General features: G+C 33.0%; 12 protein-coding genes. 3 read left to right on the forward strand and 9 right to left on the reverse strand.

Annotation, left to right across the window (positions count from 1 at the left end):
• Nucleotides 1-269: 269 nt before the first annotated feature.
• The 4 genes from RG22_RS02385 to RG22_RS02400 form a co-directional block, all read right to left on the reverse strand.
• Nucleotides 270-1,067: an endonuclease/exonuclease/phosphatase family protein gene (locus RG22_RS02385; RefSeq protein ID WP_081997648.1), complete on the reverse strand. Its 798-nt coding sequence runs from the start codon at nucleotides 1,065-1,067 to the stop codon at nucleotides 270-272.
• Nucleotides 1,068-1,156: 89 nt separating this feature from the next.
• Complete coding sequence (locus RG22_RS02390; RefSeq protein ID WP_034040550.1) at nucleotides 1,157-2,923, reverse strand: DUF4091 domain-containing protein; 1,767 nt, start codon at nucleotides 2,921-2,923, stop codon at nucleotides 1,157-1,159.
• A 10-nt stretch (nucleotides 2,924-2,933) separates the two neighbouring features.
• On the reverse strand, nucleotides 2,934-4,499 hold the full coding sequence (locus RG22_RS02395; RefSeq protein ID WP_034045631.1) for a sulfatase: 1,566 nt from the start codon (nucleotides 4,497-4,499) through the stop codon (nucleotides 2,934-2,936).
• A gap of 101 nt (nucleotides 4,500-4,600) precedes the next feature.
• Nucleotides 4,601-6,226: a beta-N-acetylhexosaminidase gene (locus RG22_RS02400; RefSeq protein ID WP_034040553.1), complete on the reverse strand. Its 1,626-nt coding sequence runs from the start codon at nucleotides 6,224-6,226 to the stop codon at nucleotides 4,601-4,603.
• Between the two features lie 589 nt (nucleotides 6,227-6,815).
• Here RG22_RS02400 and RG22_RS02405 point away from each other — a divergent pair.
• The 3 genes from RG22_RS02405 to RG22_RS02415 all read left to right on the forward strand — a co-directional run bounded on the left by RG22_RS02405 (nucleotide 6,816) and on the right by RG22_RS02415 (nucleotide 20,680).
• Nucleotides 6,816-10,940: a M14 family zinc carboxypeptidase gene (locus RG22_RS02405; RefSeq protein ID WP_034040555.1), complete on the forward strand. Its 4,125-nt coding sequence runs from the start codon at nucleotides 6,816-6,818 to the stop codon at nucleotides 10,938-10,940.
• A 237-nt stretch (nucleotides 10,941-11,177) separates the two neighbouring features.
• Nucleotides 11,178-16,601, forward strand: coding sequence for a DUF8202 domain-containing protein (locus tag RG22_RS02410; protein ID WP_052143595.1), 5,424 nt, complete (start codon nucleotides 11,178-11,180; stop codon nucleotides 16,599-16,601).
• 203 nt (nucleotides 16,602-16,804) lie between these two features.
• Entirely contained in the window at nucleotides 16,805-20,680 is a 3,876-nt protein-coding gene (locus RG22_RS02415; protein WP_052143596.1) for a LamG-like jellyroll fold domain-containing protein, read from the forward strand.
• Between the two features lie 104 nt (nucleotides 20,681-20,784).
• On the opposite strand, the gene hisS is transcribed toward RG22_RS02415, so the two are convergent.
• The 5 genes from hisS to rpsF form a co-directional block, all read right to left on the reverse strand.
• On the reverse strand, nucleotides 20,785-22,497 hold the full coding sequence (hisS, locus tag RG22_RS02420; RefSeq protein ID WP_034040557.1) for a histidine--tRNA ligase: 1,713 nt from the start codon (nucleotides 22,495-22,497) through the stop codon (nucleotides 20,785-20,787).
• A gap of 275 nt (nucleotides 22,498-22,772) precedes the next feature.
• Nucleotides 22,773-23,240, reverse strand: a complete 468-nt coding sequence (locus RG22_RS02425) for a DUF6495 family protein (RefSeq protein WP_034040559.1) — start codon at nucleotides 23,238-23,240, stop codon at nucleotides 22,773-22,775.
• A 100-nt stretch (nucleotides 23,241-23,340) separates the two neighbouring features.
• Nucleotides 23,341-23,784: a 50S ribosomal protein L9 gene (gene rplI, locus RG22_RS02430; RefSeq protein ID WP_034040561.1), complete on the reverse strand. Its 444-nt coding sequence runs from the start codon at nucleotides 23,782-23,784 to the stop codon at nucleotides 23,341-23,343.
• A gap of 13 nt (nucleotides 23,785-23,797) precedes the next feature.
• Nucleotides 23,798-24,097, reverse strand: coding sequence for a 30S ribosomal protein S18 (gene rpsR, locus RG22_RS02435; RefSeq protein WP_204244201.1), 300 nt, complete (start codon nucleotides 24,095-24,097; stop codon nucleotides 23,798-23,800).
• Nucleotides 24,097-24,435: a 30S ribosomal protein S6 gene (gene rpsF, locus RG22_RS02440; RefSeq protein WP_034040564.1), complete on the reverse strand. Its 339-nt coding sequence runs from the start codon at nucleotides 24,433-24,435 to the stop codon at nucleotides 24,097-24,099. The genes rpsR and rpsF overlap by 1 nt, the downstream gene beginning before the upstream one ends.
• Between the last annotated feature and the right edge of the window lie 38 nt (nucleotides 24,436-24,473).

Below are 24,473 nucleotides of genomic sequence, written 5' to 3' on the forward strand. Positions count from 1 at the left end.
TTATATAAAAAGAAAAGGCCTTCGTCTAATTTTTTTACAATATAACTAAAACGTATAACTTTTTAAATCCTTTAAATAATTGAATCTTTTGATGCAAAGAAAGTATTGGTTGTTGTTTGATTATTAGTAGATTTCAATTAAATATATTCTTAATTTTGATGTGTAGTTTATGATTATATTTTGAGTTAGTCACAATAATTTAATCAAAATTAATTATGAGTTTTTCATTTAGTTTTTAAAGGGTAAATAATGTATTTGCCCTTTATTTTTCACTCTTTTAGTAATTCCAACACACTTAAAACAGGTCTGTGATCTGAAGCAATTTCTTCATCAATAACTTTTGTTTCAATTACACGCCATCTATTTACCGGTCTAAAAAGAATATAATCTATTTTATATTCAGGATTTACTGCTGGAAAGGTCGATATGTTTTCAGAAAAAGATTGCTTCCATTCTTTAAAAAAAACTTGCATCGTTTCGCTTTCTGGTTTTGCATTTAAATCACCTGCTAAAATAGTAGGTACTTCATCTTGAGAAAAAATAGTGTTAATTTGATTTGCTTGACTTATTCTATCGGTTTCATCTTCTGTATGATCTAAATGTGTACCAACAAATCTAATAGAATCACCACTTTTAATCTGTATATTTATCTCTAGTGCTGCACGAGGTTCTTTGTTTTCTCTTGCTACTAAAGCATGGTTTTTAGTGCTTAAAAAAGAGTGTTTTGATAATATACCTTCACCGTATTCGCCACCATCAAAAGGCATTGCTTTTCCAAATACACCAACCATTTTTACACGTAAACTTAACTCGGTTACCAAATCCATTTTTAAAACTCTTTTGGTTTTAAAATCTACTTCTTGCAAAGCCACTAAATCTGGTTTTGTATCGCTAATTGTTTTAGCCAATAAATCTAAATCAAATGGTTTCTCGGCATTTACCGTTTCGCCATGATAAATATTATACGTTAGCACACGAATAATTCGTGATGAATCTATTTTAGTTTGTGCATTAATCAACGAAAACAGCATGACAAATAATAACCCGAAAATGTACTTTTTATTCATAATTAATGAAAATGTATTTATATTAATATCACAATTAAATATTCCAATATAAAGTATGTTAAATCTAAAAACTTTAAATAAACTAAAAGCTAATCAACTATTCTTTTTGTTAAAATATTTAATGAATTTTTAGAATCTTTTAATAAATCCTCTAAATTATCTGGTTTAGTTGTTATGTTAAATTGAGCCACCAGTTCGTTTAAATACTCTAACTCATCTAACAAACCTTTTGTTTTAAATGATTCTTTAAGAATTCTGATTTTTTCGGCATCTTGAATGCCTTCTCTTAATGTTTCAAAACGGATTGAACTACGATTATCGGGATACACGATGTAAGTATCTCCAGCTGGCCAAGCTCTAAAACGTGAATCTTGCAATGGTTTTTCTACCCAACTATTGTATGCCCAACGTAAAAAACCATCAAAATCGGCAGCCACAGTATACCAACCTATAAATACACCCTCTGCTGGTGGCGAAAAAGTAAAAGTATTTGGAAACCCGTCTGAACAGCATACGTAATGCGTACTTATATAATTTTTAGCTCTACGTTTTATCAAATCTTCTTCATCAACAGGATGACCAAACGCTACCGACATATCTTTTAGCTCATTAGGATACAACTTATAACTTTTATGGTTATCGGCAAACGACACTCCAAATTCTGGAGCATATTTATTAAGTAACTTTAACATGGCTTTCATTTCTTCTGGCCCACGTTCATCCATAGCAATTCTTGTTATAGAGCTCCATCCTTTTTTTGTTAAGTGTGTTTTAAATTCCTTTAAAAACGGAATCCAAAGTGCTTCATAAGCTTTTGTTCCAGGAGATGCTTTTATTTTAATTTCTTTGTTTTCAGCTTCATCAAAATAATAAAACTCATTACCCCATGGCACCATAGAATAACAACTAATTTGGTTTTTCACTCCCAAATCCATCATAAATTGCACCCAATTATCAAAAACTGTAAAATCATATTCCCAAGTGCCATCGGTTTTCTTTTTCCAATCAATCATCGCTTCAAATTGATCAAAGGTTTGTCCACCCCAAGGCCGCTTGTTTAAAGACACGGTAATTACTTTTTGACCAGCATCTGCGAGCCTTTTCATTATTGGTTTTAATAACTCCCAATGCGCTTGAGACCAAACTTCAACACTATGAAAACGTGCCACTGCATAAGGATTCTGCCATAAATCCAAATGGAATTTCCAATCCGTTGCTGGTGGTAATACTTTATCAATTACATTTAAAGTGAATTGGAACTTTTTAGAATTCTGCCCATCAATATGTACTGTAAAAATACTTTTATATGTTCCGCTTTTTGCATCGGCTGGCACATCAATAGTAATCCAAATAGGCCTAGTTTCTTGCGCTTTAATAGTATAGGAATTTATAGGTTCTAAGGCATCGGCAGCTAAAAACGAAGCAAAATTTTCAGGTTTTCTGTAACCACATCCACCAGCAAACTCATCTGTAATAACGTATTTTACAAAATTGATTTTTACTATTTTGGATGATAAAACATGACCTGAATCTGATTTAAAATCAGAAATTTCAGTAGTCACATTATTAATTGAATCGTTGCTCCAAAGTACTAATTGCGCCGATATACGCTCACCTTTCCAGGCAGTTCCTGTCCAAGTATTTTTTTGTTGAATTTTAGGGGTTACACTTTTCACAAAACGCATGTTTGTTGAAGTTACTGATGCTTGCAGTCCCTTTGAAACAGCTGACCAGTTTTCAGTTTTACTAGGCGATGGATCCTGAGGTTCTTGATACGTTTGAGCAATTAAAACCTCTTTTTTTTGACAGCTAAAGATGATTAAACAAATACTTAATAATAGTAAAATACGATTCATTATAATAATTTTAAAAATATGCTTTTAAGACATCTTCGTTATCAGGCCAAGGCACAGTTTGATTGGTGTTGGTATTTGTTGGCATTTGAGCGTTTACACTTCTTAAATAAGTACTTAACTCGGTGGCTAACACTTTAAGTTTACCACTTTCTTTTGATGCTAAATTGGATGTTTCTCCAATATCTTCAGCAATATTAAATAACTCGAAATGACTGTCTAAATGATAATAAATTAATTTCCAATCGCCTTTTCTTACGGTGCTTGTTGCTCCAATACCTGGTCCAGTTGGCCCCCAATTGTTTGGATAGTGCCAAAATAAAGCTCTGTTATTATTATCTTGTTTTTCTCCTTTTAAAATTGAAGTAAAGCTTTTTCCGTCAACAGGTTGAACAGTTTTATAATTATCAATCCCTGCAAGCTCAATAATAGTTGGAAAAAAATCTTCGATGATAACAAAATCATTAGTTGTTGAGTTTATTTTTGTAACTCCTGGCCATTTTACAAGCATTGGTTCTCTAATACCGCCTTCGTGCGCAGACCCTTTTCCACTTGATAAAGGTTTATTATGAGTATGCCTTTCACCACCACGAGCTACAGCACTTAAACCTCCATTATCAGACATAAATAAAATAATAGTATTATCAGCAATCCTTTTTTCATCGAGATAATTCATTAAATCACCTAAACTTTTATCCATACCTTCAACCATTGAAGCGTATTTGGCTTCAATAGAATTAAGCCCTTTCTCAATATATTTTTGTTCATATCTTGAATCTCCTTGAATTGGTGTATGCACCGCATAATGCGCTATATATAAATAAAATGGCTTTTTATTCTCAATGGCTTTATCCATTGCTAAAATAGATTCTTGAGTTAAAGCTTCTGATAAAAAAATATCTTTTTCGTGATACTTTTCTAAACCAGGAACATCCCAAATACTATTTTTATTAATATCTTTTTTAAAGTTTTTTGTTCCATAGTAACTTCCTGGTGCACCAGCTGCATGTCCTGCAATGTTAATATCGAATCCCAAGTTTATTGGGTTTTCCCCTGGAGTTCCTAAAGCACCAAAATGTGCTTTTCCAGTATGAATAGTTAAATAGCCATTATCTTTAAGAATTTGAGGTAACGTAGTAACATGTGTTGAACGCTCAATGGTATCTGTTGGTTGAATACCATTTAAATTCCATTCAGGCATTAATAAACCTTTAGGCGATTTACCCTCAGAAATTCCTCTTCTTAAAGTCCAATTTGTTACACGATGTCTTGCTGCATTCATTCCAGACATCAAGCTTACTCTTGTTGGTGAACACACAGCTGTAGCATAAGCTTGTGTAAATTTCATACCTTGATTTGCAAGACGTTCCATATTTGGTGTATCATAAATGTTATTCAGATCTGTTTTTTCTTTCCAAAAAGGTACTGATGTGTCTTGCCAACCCATATCATCTACCATAAACAAAATAATATTAGGTTTTTTTTCAATAGTATTCAGTTCTTTTTTATCTGATTTGCATGAAATAAAAGCAATAAAAAAGAAAAGAAATATCACTATTTTTTTTGATATTTTAATCATAAGCTTTAATGTGTTTATATTTATCATTCTTCAAAAGGTAGCATGAAGCTTCCATATAAGCGTTCTCTTGGGTATTAAGAATTAGCTATGGAAGTTTTATTTTATTCATCATCTTTAAAATAATTGATTCCCAAACTATCCCAATGCTTTTGTGTCTTTTTAAGAGCTCGTTTAAAACTCTGATAATCTTTATTTTCTAGTTGAGTCCAACCAACCTCTGCATAAGCTGCAATTCTTGGAAATGTTTGCCTCTCAACATCAGAATTAGTCGGTGTCCATTCGCTCCACATTTGGCAGCCTAAACCTAATATATTTTTATGATATTGCTTCTCTAAACCATCGGGGATAGGGTTAAAACCATAGGCTTTTTCTAAGCTAATAGACTTATAATTATAATCTAAATAGGTATTACTATGCAACGAGTTTACTATATCATAGCCCTTTTTAGCAGCATCTCTTGCTAAATCTATATCACCTTTCCAGAAATGCACTACCACATTTTTAGCCAATTCTGTTTCGGCTTCTTTATCATGCTTTTTTTCTTCAAAACCTTTATGAATGTTTTTTCCTAAAATCTCATTCCACCCCATCATTCTTCTTCCATTTTGTTCTATAAATTGAGATATTTTATTGGTAAAATCAATTTGTAAATCGGCAGGCGTTTTAATACCTTGTTCTTTCATGTATTTTTGAACAGATTTTGATTCTTCCCAAACTTTATAACCTACTTCATCACCGCCTATATGGATAACTTCTGAAGGAAACAATTCAAACATTTCATTTAATACATTTTTTATAAACTGAATTACCTCGGGTTTTGTAACATCATAATTATCATATAAACGTCCAAATTTAATAGGTACATCTATATCTATTCCTGCAGTACCTAACCAAGTGTAAGCTGCTATTGCTGCACTAGAATGTCCAGGCATTTCAAATTCTGGAACTATAGTAATATTTCTTTCTGCTGCATATGCTACTATATCTTTTATTTGTTCTTGAGTATAAAAACCTCCATGAGGTCTCCCTGAAGTTTTTCCGCTTTTCCAAGTTTCAATTTCGCTGTCTGTTCTAAATGCTCCAACTTCTGTTAACAAAGGATATTTTTTAATTTCTATGCGCCACCCAGCATCATCAATTAAATGCCAATGAAATACATTCATTTTTAACAATGCCATTTGGTCTAGCATTTGCTTTACAAACTTTTCCCCATGAAAATATCGTGACTCATCCAACATATAAGCCCGCCATTTAAAACGTGGTTTATCTTTAATATTAACTGTAGGTATTAAATATTTAGCTTCATTTAGTCCTTCTGGAATTTCTTTTGACAGTAGTTGTTTTATGGTTTGCACTCCATAGAAAAAACCTCCATATCCATTGGCACTAACTGTTATTTGTTTTGGAACAATATTTAAATTGTACTCATCATCATTTAGAGAGGTGTCTAATTTAAATAAAATATCTGCATTTTCTTTATCGGTTTTATGAAGATTTATTTTTATGAAATCTTTAATAGATGAGATAAAATAACCACTTCCCTTTTTAGCTTCTTTAGCATCACCATAAACAGTCATACCATCCTCTAATGAAAATGAAAATTCACCTAAAACTACAGAAGATGGTTGAGGAAGAATTGCTATTTCTGATTTTGAAAATGTTTTGTTTTTTTCATTACAACTATATAACAAAATGAATACAAGAGTTAAACGATAAATTGTTTGCATGTTTTAAGATTAAAATTTAATAATATTTTGGTGTGTTCGAACACAAATTTAATGTTATTTTTTAAATCTTGTAGTATTATTTTGTATATATAAATAGTCAAAGATAAAGGAGGTATACATCGCTTACCACAAACTTAAACGAAAGTTATATTATAAAGCATACACAATATGTTTTCTAGACCCATATTTTCTGCCATTAAATAACATATGGATTAATCTATCACATAATCTCAATAGTTTTTTCTCTTCTGTTGGGAATATCGTTTGCAATATATAATATATTCAACATCATTACCTTGAAGATAAAAAGTTGAGTTCCCTTATAGTTTGTAATAAAAATAATTAGTAACAATAAGAAAAGTAATCATATAATAATATAGCTTATTATTAAAACCATTTAAAAGTGAATATTTTTTATTTATTAATATTTAAGCGAAAAAGTTAGTCACTAACCTAAATCATTAGGATTCATGTTGAATCTTTAATTTTGACTCATTACATTTCATCGATTTTTTTTGCACTTCATGGAGTTTTTTTAATTATTATTATATATTAGCCGCATAAAAATTCATTAAAACTCTCAAATCTGATGAAAAAAATTACTCTTGTATGCGCCATCTTTTTATTAATAGCGCAAATTACTTTCTCTCAAAATGATAGCAAAGCTAAAGCTGAAAAGTATATATCCTCTAAAGGGGAGGTAACTTTTACTTTTAAAGTAGATAACAGTAGTGACATTGAAAAACACACAAAAGATTTTTCAATTGTTTATTATAATCCTAAAACCAAAATTGTTAAAGCATGGGCAAATGAAAAACAATTTAGAGTATTTGAATCTAAAAACATTCCTTTTGAAGTTCCAAAAAGTGAAAATGAAGTAGATGAAGCATTTATATATGATAATTCTTCAAAAACTAAAAAAGAGAGTTTAGCAGCTAAAGGTCTAGCAAATACACTTACTTTTCCTGTTTCTAGCTATCCAACTTATGCAGATTATGCACAACAAATGCAAGACTTTGAGGATGACAATCCAACTTTAGTCGAAAAAATAAGTATTGGTACAACAACTCAAGGCGATAAAGAATTATTGTTTGTAAAAATATCAGATAATGTTGGAACAGATGAGCAAGAGCCAAAACTAATGCTAACTTCATCAATGCATGGTGATGAGATTGCTGGCTACCCAATGATGCTTAGTTTAATAAATTATATACTTACTGTTTACGCAGATACAGGACATTCAGACCACGCAAGAGTAAAAAACTTAGTAGAAAATGCTGAAATTTGGATTAACCCAAGTGCTAATCCAGATGGAACATACCATAACAGTCCTAGCAATACTTCAGTAGCTAATGCTAGAAGAGGTAATGCAAACAATATAGATTTAAATAGAAACTACCCAGATAATGTTCAAGGTGCTCATACTGATGGCGAAGTTTATCAAGTTGAAACCTTAGCATTTATGGCTTTAGCAGATGCTAATCATTTTGTAATAGCTGCAAACTTTCATGGTGGCACAGAATTGGTAAACTATCCTTTTGATAATGCTTATGTAAGCCAATATACCCATCCAGATGGGGAATGGTTTGAATATACGGGTATTCAATATGCAACACATGCACAGAATGACAGTGATGCAGCTCCTTATAACGATACAACTTATATGACTGCTGATGATGACAGTAATGTCTACCCAAGTCCTGGTGTAACACATGGTGCAGAATGGTATCGTGTTTATGGTGGTCGTCAAGATTATATGAATTTTTATCATCAATGTAAAGAAATTACAATAGAATTATCTGATACTAAAATTTTGCCTGCAAGCCAATTAGATGATTATTGGTATTATAACAGAGATGCTTTATTAGACTTTTTAACACAAGGGACTTATGGATTTACAGGAGTTGTTAAAGATGCCAATACAAATAACCCCATTGATGCCACAGTAACTATTGTTGGTCATGATGCTTACGGATCGCACACAGTTACTGACATATCACATGGTGATTATTATCGACCGATTAAAGGTGGAGGTGATACAGATCCAAATACAACTGGTGATAATAATGCAACGGCGACTTATGACATTCTTTTTGAAGCCCCTTGCTATGAATCATTTACCTTGACAAATCAAAGTATTGCAAATGACCAAAAAATCGTTTTACCAGATGTTTTATTAGTTCCTGCATCTGCAAGTGGACCTTCTAATCTTGTTACTTCAGATATTTCAGATACATCGGTAACAATTAGTTGGGGAGGAATTTATAATGCAACCTTTGACTATAGATATCGAGTAGTCGGTGCACCAACATGGACAACTACTAATACAAGTAACTCTTCGGAGGGACTTACTGGCTTAACACCTTCCACACAATATGAATTTCAAGTAAGAAGCACTTGTAATAGTAGCACTTCATCTTTCAGTAACTCCATACTTTTTACAACTACAGCATTACCTACTTGTACAGGATCATCTATTTCTTCTTTTCCTTACTCTGAAGGTTTTGAAAGCGATTTAGGTTCTTGGTCTCAAGCTGTAAATGGAAGTGTTGATGATATTGACTGGACTCGTAAACAAGAAGAAGGAGATGGTGACTCAACTCCTTCAAGCAATACAGGCCCTTCATTAGCTTCAGAAAATTCTTGGTTTTTATTCACAGAAGCATCAACAAATGTTTCTCCAGTTGGAAGTCCAAATAAATCAGCTCATTTAATCAGCCCTTGTTTTGAATTAAGTGGTTATGAAAATGCCCAATTCACATTTGACACTCATATGTATGGTGCGAATATTGATGGTACAGCTTCAATATCTTTAGATATTAGTATAGATAACGGTTCAAATTATACAAATCTATTTACAAATAATATACAACAACAAACTGCCAATGCAGATCCATGGACAACTCAAACTATAAATCTTTCCGCATATGACGGACAAACTATAAAACTTAGAATTAATGCGGTTACTGGTGGTGGATTTGCTAGTGATATTGCAATTGACAATATTAATTTAACAGCAGATGTTATAACATCAACAACGTGGTATCAAGATGCCGATAGTGATACATTTGGGAATCCATCTGTAAGTCAAGTAGCTGTTTCTCAACCAGCTGGTTACGTAGCAAACAATACCGATTGTGATGATACTGATGATACACTCCACCCAAATACCGTATGGTACTTAGGCGTGGATGCTGATGGAGATTCGTTCTTTGGAAGTCAATTAACAGCAACACAATGTACAAACCCTGGTGGATACTCTTTAGTTGCACCAACGCTTGATGATTGTGATGATACTGATGATACACTCCACCCAAATACCGTATGGTACTTAGGCGTGGATGCTGATGGAGATTCGTTCTTTGGAAGTCAATTAACAGCAACACAATGTACAAACCCTGGTGGATACTCTTTAGTTGCACCAACGCTTGATGATTGTGATGATACTGATGATACACTCCACCCAAATACCGTATGGTACTTAGGCGTGGATGCTGATGGAGATTCGTTCTTTGGAAGTCAATTAACAGCAACACAATGTACAAACCCTGGTGGATACTCTTTAGTTGCACCAACGCTTGATGATTGTGATGATACTGATGATACACTCCACCCAAATACCGTATGGTACTTAGGCGTGGATGCTGATGGAGATTCGTTCTTTGGAAGTCAATTAACAGCAACACAATGTACAAACCCTGGTGGATACTCTTTAGTTGCACCAACGCTTGATGATTGTGATGATACTGATGATACACTCCACCCAAATACCGTATGGTACTTAGGCGTGGATGCTGATGGAGATTCGTTCTTTGGAAGTCAATTAACAGCAACACAATGTACAAACCCTGGTGGATACTCTTTAGTTGCACCAACGCTTGATGATTGTGATGATACTGATGATACACTCCACCCAAATACCGTATGGTACTTAGGCGTGGATGCTGATGGAGATTCGTTCTTTGGAAGTCAATTAACAGCAACACAATGTACAAACCCTGGTGGATACTCTTTAGTTGCACCAACGCTTGATGATTGTGATGATACTGATGATACACTCCACCCAAATACCGTATGGTACTTAGGCGTGGATGCTGATGGAGATTCGTTCTTTGGAAGTCAATTAACAGCAACACAATGTACAAACCCTGGTGGATACTCTTTAGTTGCACCAACGCTTGATGATTGTGATGATACTGATGATACACTCCACCCAAATACCGTATGGTACTTAGGTGTGGATGCTGATGGAGATTCGTTCTTTGGAAGTCAATTAACAGCAACACAATGTACAAACCCTGGTGGATACTCTTTAGTTGCACCAACGCTTGATGATTGTGATGATACTGATCCGTCTGTAAACCCTGGGGCTACCGAAATTCCTAGTAACGGTATTGATGATGACTGTAACGCTGCAACACCAGATGGTGCTTTAGATATTGATGATGATTTTAATCTTAACAATGTACTAATATCACCTAACCCCTTTAATAATAATCTTAGCATTAAATTACCGCTTAGTTATAATAACAGCGAATTTAAAATCAAAATATTTGATTTGAATGGAAGACTGGTATTTAACAAACGGTATTCTAGTATTAACGGAACAATAAATGTTTCTAACTTAAATAAGTTAGATCAAGCTCCATACTTATTAAAAATTATTAGTAATGAAACAGGACTGAATATTATTAGAAGATTAATTAAATATTAATCTAACCAAACCAATTTAGAAAAGGGTTGAATATTAATATTCAACCCTTTTCTTGTTATACACTATCTTAATTATCTAAACTTAAAAAATCATAATAAATATAAAAATATTAATACACTTATAATCAATTGATTAGAAACAAATAATGCATTTCAACGATTTTTTTTGCATTTCATAGAGTTTTAATGTATGTTTGACCATTAAAATAATTAGTCCCAAGCTAAAATTTAACCTCTTATGAAAAAAATTACTTTTTTAATAAGGTCTAGTATACTTATTTTAAGTGTATTACTCTCAACAAGTACGATTTCACAAACATGTGTAACAGCACCAATAACTACATATCCATATAATGAAGGCTTTGAGTCTGGAATAGGAGTTTGGACACAAGATGCTGGTGATGTCTTTGATTGGACAAATTTAAGTGGTCCAACTGGTTCTGGAGGTACTGGACCAACAACTGCTAATGGAGGGATATATTATATGTATACTGAAGCTTCTAGCCCAAGAAGCTCTGGAGATACAGCAAATCTGGAAAGCCCTTGTTTTGATTTAACAAGTGCGTCTTCTGCTCAATTTTCTTTCTGGTATCACATGCTTGGTCCAAGTATGGGAACATTACATGTTGAGTTAAGTACAGATAATGGCTCTACTTATCCAACATCATTATGGTCTTTATCTGGAGATCAAGGTAATTCATGGACACAAATAAACCTTAATTTAACTCCTTATGTTGGTAGCACAATAAAAATTAGATTCAGAGGAGTAAGAGGGAGTAGCTACCAAAGTGACATGGCTATTGATGATATTGCTTTAACTGCTGTTTTAGGCCCAACTCCAGAAATAAATATTCAAGGTGCTGGAAACAATATAGTAAACGACCCTACATTGTCTAACACCCCTTCTATAACAAACGATACCGATTTTGGAAATGTTGATATCTCTATTGGTACAAATGCAAATACTTTTACAATACAAAATACAGGTACAGGTACACTTAACTTAACTGGTGGTCCTTTAGTAGTTATTGGTGGTGCAGATGCTACAGATTTTACAGTTACAGCAAATCCATCTGCATCAGTAGCAGCTAGTGGTAGTACAACATTTACTATTACATTTAATCCAAGTGCCTCGGGCTCACGAACTGCTACAGTGAGCATAGCAAACGATGATTCGGACGAAAATCCATATACTTTTAACATACAAGGTACTGGTACAACCACATTACAAGAAATAGATATCACTGGAAATGGTAATAGCATACCCCATGATTTACTGTTAACTAATATCCCCTCAGCTACAAATGATACTGATTTTGGAAATGTTAATATAACTGGTAGTACAAATGCAAATACTTTTACTATTAATAATTTAGGAACTATATCTGACTTAATTTTAACAGGTGCACCACTAGTACAAATTGGAGGTGCAAATGCTGCAGATTTTACAGTAACTACAGTACCCTCAACTCCAATTGCTGCAAGTAGTAGTACTACTTTTATAATAACTTTTAATCCTACTACTTTAGGAGTAAAAAACGCTACAGTTTCTATTGCGAATAATGATCCAACTGATGCAGAAAATCCATACACTTTTAATATTCAAGGTACTGGTACAAATATATTAGCGCCTGGAGGTGTGGATACAAGTTTAGGTTTATGGTTAAAAGGTAATGATGGATTGAGTTATACTGATGGTCAGAGTGTGGGTCTTTGGTCTGATCAAGGTAATGGTGCAGATGCTACTGTTAATACTGCTGGTCAAGAACCTACGTACTATGATAATGCAACCCAAAATATAAACTTTAACCCCGTTGTTAATTTTGATAACTTATCTACTGTATCAGATAGTAGTTATGACTATACGCAATTACCTCAAGAATATCTAGAAGGTACTTCAGGCTTTTACAGCAACGAGGTTTTCATGGTTGTAATTCCTAATGTTACCGTAGATTCAAGTTTTGGTAGCATGGATATTTTTTGTTCAGATTCGAACCCTTCCGCAACTCAAAATGACGGTACTGGAATTGGTTTTGGTGCATATTCACAACGATTTAGTGGTGAGGTTTTTTGTTATGCACGTGCTTTATCTAGTGGAGTTAACTCTGGATTTGGTGTTGCAGAAACTGGTTCTGCTACTTATACAAATGCAGGTATAATCAATACAAGACATAATGTTGCTAATAATGGTCAAGAATTATACTACAACGCCATAGATAAAGTAGACACAACATCTGATGCTGCAGCTTGGGCTACAATTACTGATGGCAAATTTTGGATTGGACGTAGTGAAGGTTGGAGAGCTAGTCTTGACGGTAGAGTAGCCGAAATAATCACCTACTCATCTCGTAAAAGTGATGCAGACTTAACTCAAGAACGAAATAGAATACAATCTTATTTAGCTATAAAATATGGTATAACTTTAGGTGTTAATGGGACTTCTCAAGATTATGTAAATAGTGATGGAACTGTTATATGGGATCAGTCTACCAACTCTGGTTATAATTATGACATAGCTGGTATTGGTCGTGATGATAAATCTAAATTAAACCAAAAACAATCTAGTAGTATTAATAATGCTACAGACGGAACTGGACTAATTGAGGGTATACTAACCATAGGTATATCAGATCTTTATAACACAAATAATTTAAACACAAATACATTTACAAACGATAAAGAATTTTTAACTTGGGGTAATAATGGAGCTGATTTAAACTTAGCGGCATCTATAATAAGTGTAGACATGAGTGCTGGAATTGGAGGGTTAACTACTCCTGTTTCATTTACAGGTATGCAACGCATCTGGAAAGTTGTTGAAAATGGTGGTGATATTCCTTCTTGCAAAGTTAGAATTCCACAAAATGCAATAAGGAATATTACGCCTCCAGGAAGCTATTTAATGTTTATTTCTGATACACCAGTTTTTGACCCTACTGCAGATTATAGAGTATTAACTCCAGACGGAAGTGGAAACTTAGAAACAGATTACGATTTTAATGCTACAAAATACATTACTTTTGGATATGCTCCTCAAGTAATAGTTGAGCGTTCTGTTTATTTTGATGGCTTAGTTGATTATATTGATGTTGAAGACAACTTAGATTTAAACACTAATACATTTACAATTTCTGCATGGATTAAAAGAGATACTGGAGCTATAAATGCTTCGATTGTTTCAAAAAGAGATGCAGCCAACACTGAAGGCTACGATTTTAGAATTAATGGCTCTGGAGAATTGGAATTCAATCTAAATGGTGGTGCATCAGAACTAACATCATCTGTTGCTATACCAGAAAACGAGTGGCATCAAGTAGCAGTAATTTATAATAGTGGTACTGCAACTTTATACATAGATGGTGTCGCAGATACCTCTGCATCATCCTTAGCAGCCCCAGTTGCAACGTCTCGAAAATTTCTAATTGCAGCTGCAGATGGTTACGACCCAAATACAACAGATTATTTTGCAGGAAATATAGATGAAGTACGCGTGTGGGATATTGCCCTTTCAGTAGATCAGCTACGTTATATTATGAATCAAGAAATCATAGATGCTAGTGTAGTGCCAACACCAACGCTAATACAAGGAGATATAATCCCTACAACCATTACAAATAATGAAATAGCATCTATTCCTTGGTCTAGTTTAGCTGGATATTACCCAATGTCTGTGTACACTTACACAAACACAAACGATATGTCTGGTAATAATCATCAAGGAGCCTTAAGAAATTTAGATACTGTAGATTACCAAACTGCACCATTCCCTTACGAATCGCAAGCAGCTGGTTCATGGGATGCAGATGCTACTTGGTTAAATAATACGGTACAAACATTGCCAAATACATTTTCTATTATTGATGGCACAACACCAATTGATTGGAATATTGTTGAGATTAATAATGATATATATTTAGGCGCATCACCAACTGGTGTGAGATCAAGAGATTGTTCTGTACAAGGCTTAATTATAAATAGTGGCGACTTACAAGTTAATGGAGATACAGCATCAAACGATGGTATAGGTTTAACTGTTACCCATTATTTAAAACTTGATGGCACTATAGATTTAGAAGGCGAATCTCAACTTATACAAACAGATGGTAGCGATTTAAATCTTACTAGTTCTGGAACTTTAGAAAGAGATCAACAAGGAAATTCTAATACTTATTTATATAACTATTGGTGTTCACCTGTTGGTGTAAGTAATGCTACAACAAATAATAATAGTTATACACTAAATGATATATTTACCAATGTTACCTTTTTAACCTCTGGATATAATGGTAATACTTCGCCGGCAATTGCAGACTACTGGATTTGGAAATACACCAACTTAACTGCTGATGAATACGCTTTATGGCAACATGTTAGAAGCACTGGAACATTAAATACAGGAGAAGGCTTTACCATGAAAGGCCCAGGTACTGCTACACCAGACCAAAACTATATATTACGAGGCAAACCAAATAATGGAGATTTTACATTGCCACTAGGTTTAGGAAACGAATATTTAATGGGCAACCCATACCCATCAGCAATGGATGCCGACGAGTTTATTAGAGACAACATTAGTGCTGCCGATGGCGGTAAAGCAGGTAATACAGACAACGTTATTAATGGGGCATTGTATTTCTGGGATCATTTTGCCAACAACACGCATGTTTTAAAAAACTATGAGGGTGGATATGCTACATATACATTAATGGGTAGTACTATGGCTATTTCTAATGACGCCAGAATTAATGCTTCTGGAGCGTCATCCGGAAGACTCCCTAGAAGATATATTCCCGTTGGACAAGGCTTTTTTGTGTCATCAATTGCTGATGCTGGTTTAACCGGCTTAACCCAACCAATAGCTGGTGGTAGTGTTCAATTTAAAAATAGCCAACGTGCTTTTATGAAAGAAAGTGTTGCACAATCACTGTTTGTTAAAAACGGATCTAAAACTAAGTCTTCTGCCAAAAATCAAGACACAGATACACGGCAAAAAATTAGATTAATGTATGACTCACCAGACGGATATCATCGTCAATTACTAGTTGGAGTAGATGCTAATGCCTCAAATAATTTCGATTTAGGTTACGATGCCCTACTTGCTGAAACTAATGATGAGGATATGTATTGGCAGTTTAGTAGTGCTAATTTTATAATACAAGCGGTTAATAATTTTAATGAAGACCAAACACTTCCTATAGGTGTAAAAACTAACAAACAAGGTTTAGCAACTATAAAAATTGACGCCTTAGAAAATATTGAAAATACAACTGATATTTATTTACATGATAAAGAATTAGATACCTATCATGATTTAAAACAAAGTAATTACGAAGTTTATTTAGAAGCAGGCGAGTATTCAGGTCGTTTCGAAATTACTTTTACCAATGCATCAAAAGCTTTAGGAGCTGATGATTTTGAAAACACGACCCTAGAAGTCTATTTTTCTAACGAAAAAGAAAGCTTTATTGTGCACAACCCAGATTTAAAATATATAGAGTCTGTAAGTGTTTACAATATTTTAGGGCAATCTATTTATGAATTTAATAGTAAATCTTCTAAAAACTACATAGAACACAAAACAAAAAGTATAATGACAGGCGTTTATATTGTAAAAATGAAAACAGATAATAGTATACTTTCTAAAAAAATATTAATAAAATAGTTGAAGTGTAGACCCCAAATCTATTTTTTACTTAACTATGCTTTGTTAGAGCCCTGAATTAATTTAGGGCTCTTTTATTTCATAAAAAATCATTTAAACGATTTTTTATGCTTTTTATCGATGTTTTTAAAAATAATTACTTACATTTGTTTTTACAAGCTATTGACAGTTAAATATTTAGCCCCAACTAAATTAACCTGCTTATGAGAAATTTTATACTTTTTAAAGTACTGATTGTATTTGTTTTATTTTCTTATACAACACACGCCCAAGACTCTGATGGAGATGGCGTACCTGATTCAGTTGATATAGATGATGATAACGATGGTATTATTGATACTTATGAGTGCTCTGCTACTATTCAATTTAATAACGCTTCATTACTTACAGCTACTGATTTAGATGATGTAAAAGCTGGTGAAAAAGTAATTTATTCCAATGCGCTTTTATATCAAAACCAATATTATGATATCGTTTTAACTATTATAACTATTAATGGATCATTTACTGTAGATTGTAATAATGAATTACGTGTAGATGGTTTTGATTCTAGTACTGATGAGTATATAACATATTCTTTTGATTTAGTAGAAGCAGGAACAGCAACTCCAAGTAACCCAATTGGTATACCTGCAATTTTATATGGAATGGTTTTAGAATCAAGAGATATTGATACAAGAAGCGGTGACGATTTTACCGAAATAGCTGGATTCAATCCATCAACTTCAACATCATCAGTAACAGGATATTTAAATGCTACAACCAACTTAGAGCAAGCAGGGTTTATTAATGGAGGAGGTCCAACAGGTTATACTACATATAGGTTAGACCCTACAATTGCCGGATCAACTACAGATTGGGAAGACGAACCTCATGATGGAGGAACACAAGGTAATGACCCTGACTTTTATTTATATATGGAATTTGATATATTTTCTCATGTCGATTTATTGTACGGAGCAACTGGGACAGTTACTACTAGTACTCGATTAACCAATTTTGGAGTAAGTTCTAAATGTGATTTTGATAACGATAATATTTTAGATACTGTAGATATAGATAGTGACAATGATGGAATACCAGATAATGTAGAAGCACAACCAACTATAGGATACATACCTCCAAGTAATGTTAGTAGCAGTATAACTGATGCAAATGGCAATGGTCTTGATGACGTTTATGAATCTGCCATGGGAGGCACAGACTTAAACAACTTAGAAGATACAGATGGTGACAAATTAAAAGATTATTTAGATAGCGATACGGATAATGATGGAACACCTGATATTCAAGAAAATGGTCAAGCAAATATTTTGAGTGGATTAGATGTTGATAATGATGGTTTAGACGATGTTTTTGATGTAGTTTTTGCCTATTTAGATATAAACGATGAAGTAAGTGTAGGCGATATTGCAGATTTAACAAATTCATTTGAAGATGTTGATAGCGATGCTACTATTGGAGGAGATTTAGATTACAGAGATTTATTTGATATTAACCCCCCAGTTATTGCATCTATTGATTTTGATGGAATAGACGATTATTTATCTAGAGCATCTTTTATTAATGGCTTAAATGACGTAACCTTAATGGCTTGGATAAAATCTGATGCTGGCAATTCAACCAATATGGTTATTGCAGGAGAAGATACAGGATGTAAATTATGGTTAGAAAATGGAAATACGCCTAAGTTTACAATAAAATCAGCTGGAAACTCAGAGACAACTGTAAGTTGTAGTTCTATTAGCTTTGATGAATGGCATCATATTACAGGAACTTATAAAAGTTCAACAGGATTAATAAGCTTGTATTTAGATGGTGCTCTATTAAGCTCTACTAATGTTACTAATACAGGAGCAGTAATAGAAAACACTGAAGATTCTAATGAGGATTTTGAAGTAGGTAGATTATCAACAGATGTAAGTAATAAAGAATACTTTAAAGGAAACATAGATGAAGTTAGAGTATTTAACACAGCACTTATTCCTGATCAAATTCAACAAATGGTATACCAGGAAATTGAAAATAACTCTGGAAACATAAGAGGAAGTATTATTCCCAAAAATATTGGAGATATATCGGGATGCAGTACCATCCTTTGGAATAATTTAATAGCCTATTACCCAATGACAAATATAAAAAAGGGCACAACTTCTGATTATTCAGGATATGATAAAGAATTGTATTTAAACTATATAACCACAATTCAAGAGCAAACAGCACCAATGCCTTATAAAGCTTCTAACAATGGAGCTTGGTCTACCGAAGGAACTTGGCAGTATGGTAATGTATGGGATATTGAAAATATATCAAGCAATAAAGATTGGTGTATTGTAGCTATAAAAAACGATGTAAACACATCTAATAGTCATAGCACATTAGGTTTATTGATTGATTCTGGATCAACATTAACTATTAATAATGATAAAGAGCTAAACAATAGCTGGTATTTAAAATTAGATGGTAAAATCGATTTACAAGGCGAGTCTCAACTAATACAAGGCGCAGATAGCTCATTAGATGTTACAAGTGCTGGTACACTAGAACGCGATCAACAAGGCACTAAAGATTTGTATACTTATAATTATTGGTCCTCACCTGTTGGTTTAAGTAATACAACAAGCAATAATAATAGCTATACATTAAACGATATACTTAATGATGGATCAGTAGCTACTAATCCACTTCCAATTAATTTTGTAACGGGTTATAATGGAGCTCCTGGAACTCCTGGAACGACACCTGTTGGCATTGCAAGCTATTGGGTTTGGAAGTACGCCAATAGATTAACCGATGATTATGCATCATGGCAACACGTAAAAAATACGGGGACTGTATTAGCTGGCGAAGGTTACACTATGAAAGGTGTTGATAATAGTCCAACATCGTTTACCGAAGAGCAAAACTATGTATTCAACGGGAAACCTAACAATGGTGATATAAAATTAACCCTATCTGCCGGAAACGACTATTTAGTTGGTAACCCGTACGCATCAGCTATAGATGCCAACGAGTTTATACTAGACAACATTAGTGCTGGAGCAGGTAGAGCAGCAACCAATATTATTGATGGCACACTATACTTCTGGGATCATTTTGCTGGCAACACACACATTTTACGTGAGTATCAAGGTGGTTACGCAACGTACACTTTAATGGGTGGTATTAAAGCCGTATCAACAGATACTAGAATTAATGCTTCTGGTCAAATTGGAACTAAAGTTCCGCAACAATATATTCCTGTTAGTCAAGGATTCTTTGTAACTGCTGATGCAGGAGGTATTGTTACTTTTAAAAATAGCCAGCGTACTTTTAAAACTGAAGCTTCAGATCCTTCTTTATTCTTAAAAGGTTCAAGTACAAAAGGTAAATCGAGTACTGCCAAAACCAATTCGGACGATAGACAAAAAATAAGATTGATGTTTGACTCCCCTAAGGGTTACCATCGTCAATTATTAGTTGGTGAAGATACGTATGCAACTAGTGATATAGATAAAGGTTATGATGCGCCTTTAATTGAAAATAACGTTGAAGATTTATTTTGGATATTTAACAACAAAAACTTTGTTATTCAAGCCGTAAATAATTTTGATGATACCCAAATATTACCCTTAGGTATTAAAATTGATAAAGAAGGCTTAGCAACAATAAAAATTGATGAGCTTGAAAATATAGATAGTAATAAGGCTATTTATTTGCACGATAAAGAACTGAACATATATCACGATTTAAAAGAGAGTAAGTATAATGTCCATTTAGCTACTGGCGAATATCTAAACCGTTTTGAGTTAACATTCTCAAAAGCATCACAATCATTAAGTACAGATGAGACAAATAAAAACCCTATCGAGGTTTATTTTTCTAATGAAGACATGAATGTGGTGGTACATAATCCGAATTCTCAACTCATTGAATCGGTTGAAATGATTAATATTTTAGGGCAATCGCTATTCAAATTCGAAATAAATTCAAACGACGATTATTTAAGATATAAAGCATCGCAAATGAAAACTGGAACGTACATTTTAAAAATAGAAACAGAATACGGAAAGCTTTCTAAAAAAGTATTAATAAATTGAGTTAGTTTTAGTTAGTTGATAAGTATAATCTGAGTTTAAAACCCAAATCAACCATTTACTAGATTATGCTTTATTAAAGCGTCCTAAAAAATTAGGACGCTTTTTTATTTTATATGAGTAATTAATTCTTGTAATGAAAATTTAAATTGTTTACCAGAAACCATATCTTTTAAAGTATATGTATGCGAGTTAATTTCCTCTTCGCCTACTAAAACTACAAAAGGAATCGCACGTTTATTAGCATGATTCATTTGCTTTTTCATTTTAGCAGCATCAGGATATAATTCAGCATTAATATCCTTTAAACGTAATTCTTTAATGGCTTTTAAACTGAATAGAGCTTCTTTTTCGCCAAAATTAATGAATAGTACCTCAACATTTTTAGTAACCGTTTCTGGAAATAAACCCAATTCTTCAAGCACTAAATAAATACGGTCTAAACCAAAGCTAATACCAACGCCACTAACATCTTTCATCCCGAAAATTCCTGTTAAGTCGTCGTAACGACCACCACCGCCAATAGAACCCATTTGTACGTTTTTGGGAGCAGAAACTTCAAAAATAGCACCTGTATAATAATTCAATCCGCGTGCTAAAGTAACATCGAGTTGCAGTGTAGCAGTTGATAATCCTAATTCAGAAATAGCAGTATTGATGAATGCTAATTCTTCAATTCCTTTTTTTCCTTCTTCGGAAGTATTTAAAATGCTTTTTAAGCTTTCAATTTGAGATTCAAAAGACCCTGAAAGGTTAAATAATGGTTGTAATTTTTCAATTCCTGCTTCTGAAATGCCTTTACTTAGCATTTCCTCCTTCACCTTCTCCTCGCCTATTTTATCAAGTTTATCTAAAGCTACTGTAAAGTCAATTAACTTATCACTAGCTCCAATAACTTCGGCAATTCCAGAAAGTATTTTACGGTTATTGATTTTAATAGTAACACCTTCTAATTTTAAAGCTGAAAAAACAATGTCGTAAAGTTGAATAAACTCAACTTCTTGCCACAAACTTTTACTACCAACTACATCGGCATCACATTGATAAAACTCTCTAAAACGCCCTTTTTGTGGTCTATCTGCTCTCCAAACGGGTTGTATTTGGTAGCGTTTAAACGGGAATTCTATTTCGTTTTGGTGTTGTACCACATAGCGTGCAAATGGGACAGTTAGATCGTAGCGTAAGGCTTTTTCTGAAATAATGTTTGCTAAAGAACTTTGATTCATTACAATCCATTGGTAAAAAAAACTACACGTATGAGTATAGAAAAAATTAAAATCAGTACTATCCTCATTGTCATATATTCTTATTTTGGAAGTTTCTTTCTTTTTTGATAAAAAATTAAATATTTCATCTTTATTAGTTGTAAAATAAACATAAAATGAAGTGATGAATTTATCATCAAAATATTCACTTCCTTTTCCTTTTAATTCAGAATTTTTATCATAAAGTTTTTTGAAATTTTCAACTAACAAAACTGATTCTGCCATCTCAGCATCATAAAATGAGATAATATCCTTCTCTCCAATTATATATTCATTTATAAAGGATTCAAAAAGAAAATTGCTTCTAAGAGTAAAAAGTTGAATAAATTTCTCCAAATAATCCCCAGAATTCAAAATCTTAAAAATCAACCGATCCCCTTCGTCACCATATTTTCCCATTAAGGTACTTGAGTTTTCAAAACTTGGGGTTTCAATAGGTTGAAATCCAAAGGTTTCAAAAGCACCACGAATGGTATTAAAAATATAGTTTCGCTTGGCGACTTGCTCTGGATTAAAATCTCTGGTTCCTTTTGGAATACTTGGTTTTTGAGCCATATTAACTACCTGCGAAGGCAGGTATCTCTTTAAAATTATTAAATACTTTTTATGTGGATTCCGCATCAAGTGCGGAATGACAAAACAACGATTAAAACATTGCTTAAACAAAAATATATAATGAAAACGTCATTATTAGCTTTTTTATCAGAAAAATAGCCTGTACTGAGCGTAGGCTAAATATGGTAATCTCTTAAATTGAAAATGAATTACTATAATTTACTATTCGATAAACAGATTGCCACGTCGTACCCCCTCGCAATGACGGTTCAATTTTAATTAATCAATTTATCAAAATAATTATACAATTCACCTTTGGTAATAACTGCGCCTTGTTCAATCATTTTAAACTTGTCTAGGTTTTTATCATCGGTATAGTCTTTATCTGCTTGTAAAAACTCTACATTTTCGTCCATTAAATTGTCTCGCAACCAATTATAACCTTCTTTGGTCGTTATATCAATATCGTTTTTTAAATTAATAACAATAGCATGCATTTTATCTTCATCTAAATGAAATAAATACATATGTTGTGGCGAAATATGCTCTAAATATTTGGCTTTGTTTAAAGCACCTTCCCAAATTAAATCGCTAAAAACATCTAGTTCTGTTTCTGCTAGTTCTGGCTTGTTCACTTTTAGATTTTCCCACTCGTCTGCCGTAACAGATTGTGTTGCTAAAAAATTGATGAATTCTTGATGTAATTCTTCAAATTGTTCTTTTGTAAGTCTTGAATACTTCATAATAAGATCTATTTTTCATTTCCGTGAAAACGGAAATCTTATAAATTTCACAAAAAAAGCCCCAACTAGGTTGAGGCTTAATATATTATAATTTTAAAGTTTATGCTTGTGCAACAACTTCAAATTCTAAATCAACAGATACTTCTCTGTGTAAACGTACTACAGCAGTATATTTACCAAGTCTCTTTACAGTTGTAACTGTAATGAATTTTTTATCGATTGATTGTCCTTCTTTTTCTAAAGCAGCAGCAACATCAATGTTATTTACAGATCCAAATAATTTATCGCCTGTACCTACTTTAGCTGGTATTTTAATTTCTAATGCTTTTATTGCTTCTGCAATTACATTTGCATCATCAACTATTTTCTTTTCTTTATAAGCGCGTTGCTTTAAGTTTTCTGCCAATACTTTTTTAGCAGAAACTGTAGCTAAAATAGCTTGCTTTTGAGGGATTAAAAAATTTCTACCATAACCGTTCTTAACTGTTACAATATCGTCTTTAAATCCTAAATTCTCAACGTCTTGTTTTAATATAAGTTCCATTGTTATGATAATTTTATTTTAATAAATCTGCTACGTAAGGCATCAATGCTAAGTGGCGTGCTCTTTTTACAGCTACAGCTACTTTTCTTTGATACTTTAATGACGTTCCTGTTAAACGACGTGGTAAAATTTTACCTTGCTCGTTTATAAATCGCATTAAAAAATCTGGATCTTTGTAATCAACATACTTAATCCCAGACTTTTGAAACATACAATATTTCTTTGCCTTGTTTGTATCGATGTTAAGCGGAGTTAAATATCTAATTTCTCCGTCTTTTTTTCCTTTAGATTGTTGTTCTATTGATGACATAATTAAGCTTTTTGTTTAAGTTTATCTCGTCTTCTCTCTGCCCAAGAAATAGCATGTTTATCTAACGCTACCGTTAAATAACGCATAAAACGCTCGTCACGTCTAAATTCTACTTCTAATGGAGTAATTACTTCACCAGGTACAGTGTACTCAAACAAGTGGTAAAATCCACTTTTCTTGTTTTGAATTGGGTAAGCTAATTTTTTTAGTCCCCAATCTTCTTTAGCTATCATCTTAGCGCCGTTAGAAACAAGAAAATCTTCGTATTTCTTTACTGTTTCCTTTATCTGATCTTCAGATAAAACGGGATTTAAGATGAAAACAGTTTCATAATGATTCATAAAAATCGTTTTTATTGTTAAAAATTGGCTGCAAAAAT

This window comes from Wocania ichthyoenteri Th78 (genome assembly GCF_000789235.1).
GTDB classification, from domain to species: domain Bacteria; phylum Bacteroidota; class Bacteroidia; order Flavobacteriales; family Flavobacteriaceae; genus Wocania_A; species Wocania_A ichthyoenteri.

What these genes read in the sequence shown, in the direction of transcription:
- RG22_RS02405 (WP_034040555.1), top strand. Translation starts at nt 6,816, where the DNA reads ATGAAAAAAATTACTCTTGTATGCGCCATCTTTTTATTAATAGCGCAA.
- hisS (WP_034040557.1), bottom strand. Translation starts at nt 22,497, where the DNA reads ATGGCTCAAAAACCAAGTATTCCAAAAGGAACCAGAGATTTTAATCCA.
- RG22_RS02385 (WP_081997648.1), bottom strand. Translation starts at nt 1,067, where the DNA reads ATGAATAAAAAGTACATTTTCGGGTTATTATTTGTCATGCTGTTTTCG.
- rplI (WP_034040561.1), bottom strand. Translation starts at nt 23,784, where the DNA reads ATGGAACTTATATTAAAACAAGACGTTGAGAATTTAGGATTTAAAGAC.
- RG22_RS02415 (WP_052143596.1), top strand. Translation starts at nt 16,805, where the DNA reads ATGAGAAATTTTATACTTTTTAAAGTACTGATTGTATTTGTTTTATTT.
- rpsF (WP_034040564.1), bottom strand. Translation starts at nt 24,435, where the DNA reads ATGAATCATTATGAAACTGTTTTCATCTTAAATCCCGTTTTATCTGAA.
- RG22_RS02395 (WP_034045631.1), bottom strand. Translation starts at nt 4,499, where the DNA reads ATGATTAAAATATCAAAAAAAATAGTGATATTTCTTTTCTTTTTTATT.
- RG22_RS02390 (WP_034040550.1), bottom strand. Translation starts at nt 2,923, where the DNA reads ATGAATCGTATTTTACTATTATTAAGTATTTGTTTAATCATCTTTAGC.
- RG22_RS02400 (WP_034040553.1), bottom strand. Translation starts at nt 6,226, where the DNA reads ATGCAAACAATTTATCGTTTAACTCTTGTATTCATTTTGTTATATAGT.
- RG22_RS02425 (WP_034040559.1), bottom strand. Translation starts at nt 23,240, where the DNA reads ATGAAGTATTCAAGACTTACAAAAGAACAATTTGAAGAATTACATCAA.
- RG22_RS02410 (WP_052143595.1), top strand. Translation starts at nt 11,178, where the DNA reads ATGAAAAAAATTACTTTTTTAATAAGGTCTAGTATACTTATTTTAAGT.